This window comes from Mesorhizobium sp. M8A.F.Ca.ET.208.01.1.1, assembly GCF_004791315.1.
Taxonomy (GTDB): domain Bacteria; phylum Pseudomonadota; class Alphaproteobacteria; order Rhizobiales; family Rhizobiaceae; genus Mesorhizobium.
Map to the genome: position 1 here is coordinate 1 of NZ_SRUT01000377.1, position 288 is coordinate 288.

The following is a 288-nucleotide window of genomic DNA, read 5'->3' on the forward strand; positions in this document are numbered from 1 at the left end:
TCGGAGGAGACGGCGGTGAAGCTGTCGGTGATGGTGTCGCCGGCGCCGAGCTGCTGGATGGCGGCCTGGGTGTTGTCGGCGGTGTAGGTCCAGCTGCCGTCGGCGGCGAGGGTGAAGGTGCCATAGCCGTTGCTGCCGGCGGTGGCGGCCTGGGTGGTGAAATTGGCCTCGCCGGCGTCAACGTCGGTGATGGTCAGCAGTCCGTCGGCTGTCAGGTTGCCGGCAACGATGCCGTCGGCGCCATTGTCCTCGGTGACGTCGTCGGTCGAGACGCCGCCGAGCACCGCG

Annotated in this window: 1 protein-coding gene; it reads right to left on the reverse strand. The window is 69.4% G+C overall.

Features of this window, described 5'->3' with window-relative positions; genetic code table 11:
• Positions 1-288, reverse strand: a 288-nt coding sequence (locus tag EN851_RS35740; RefSeq protein WP_210234965.1) for a VCBS domain-containing protein, incomplete at both ends; no start/stop codon positions are given.